Source organism: Curtobacterium sp. B18, from assembly GCF_000333375.1.
GTDB lineage: Bacteria > Actinomycetota > Actinomycetes > Actinomycetales > Microbacteriaceae > Curtobacterium.
The window spans coordinates 1-1256 of record NZ_BACZ01000007.1; the positions used below are offsets into that span (position 1 = coordinate 1).

The 1256-nt window shown below is 69.6% G+C and carries 1 protein-coding gene; it reads left to right on the plus strand.

Going from position 1 to position 1256, the window contains the following annotated elements; all coding sequences use genetic code 11:
* Window positions 1-1221 (plus strand): class II 3-deoxy-7-phosphoheptulonate synthase (locus I5E_RS00175; protein WP_022905221.1); only part of this gene is annotated, 1221 nt, incomplete at its 5' end.
* Window positions 1222-1256 lie beyond the last annotated feature (35 nt).

Genomic DNA, 1256 nt, shown 5'->3' on the forward strand with positions numbered 1-1256 from the left:
GGTGAGGTCGACAAGCTCCGTGAGCGGCTCGCGTCGGCCGCCCAGGGCAAGGCGTTCCTGCTGCAGGGCGGCGACTGCGCCGAGACCTTCGCCGGGGCCACCGCCGACTCGATCCGCGACCGCGTCAAGACGATCCTGCAGATGGCCGTCGTGCTGACCTACGGCGCGTCGATGCCGGTCATCAAGATGGGGCGCATGGCGGGGCAGTTCGCCAAGCCGCGTTCGAGCGACTTCGAGACCCGCGGCGACGTCACGCTGCCCGCCTACCGCGGCGACATCGTGAACGGCTACGACTTCACCCCGGAGAGCCGCCAGGCCGACCCGCGACGCCTCGTGCAGGGCTACCACACGGCCGCGTCGACGCTGAACCTCGTCCGTGCCTTCACGCAGGGTGGCTTCGCCGACCTGCGCCAGGTGCACTCGTGGAACAAGGGCTTCGCGTCGAACCCGGCGAACGCCCGGTACGAGCACCTCGCCAAGGAGATCGACCGCGCGATCCGCTTCATGGGCGCCTGCGGTGCGGACTTCGACGAGCTGAAGCACGTCGAGTTCTACGCCTCGCACGAGGGCCTGCTCATGGACTACGAGCGCCCGATGACCCGCATCGACTCGCGGTCCGGGCTCGCCTACGACACGTCGGGGCACTTCATCTGGATCGGTGAGCGCACCCGTGACCTCGACGGCGCCCACGTGGACTTCCTGTCCCGCGTGCGGAACCCGATCGGCGTGAAGCTCGGCCCGACGACGAGCGTCGACGACATGAAGGCGCTCGTCGACAAGCTCGACCCGAACCGCGAGCCCGGTCGTCTCACGTTCATCACGCGCATGGGCGCCGGCAAGATCCGCGACGAGCTGCCGAAGCTGCTCGAGGCGATCAAGGGCATGGACGCCAACCCGCTGTGGGTGACCGACCCGATGCACGGCAACGGCCTGACGACGCCGACCGGGTACAAGACGCGCCGCTTCGACGACGTCGTGGACGAGGTCCTCGGCTTCTTCGAGGCCCACCGTGAGGTCGGCACGTACCCGGGCGGCATGCACGTCGAGCTCACGGGTGACGACGTCACGGAGTGCCTCGGCGGCTCGGAGCAGATCGACGAGGCGACCCTCGCGACCCGCTACGAGTCCCTGTGCGACCCGCGGCTGAACCACATGCAGTCGCTCGAGCTGGCCTTCCTCGTCGCCGAGGAGCTCAGCGCCCACCCGCACGTGCGCGCGTAGCGCGGCGCGCTCACGCGACCTGCTGACGGACGGGA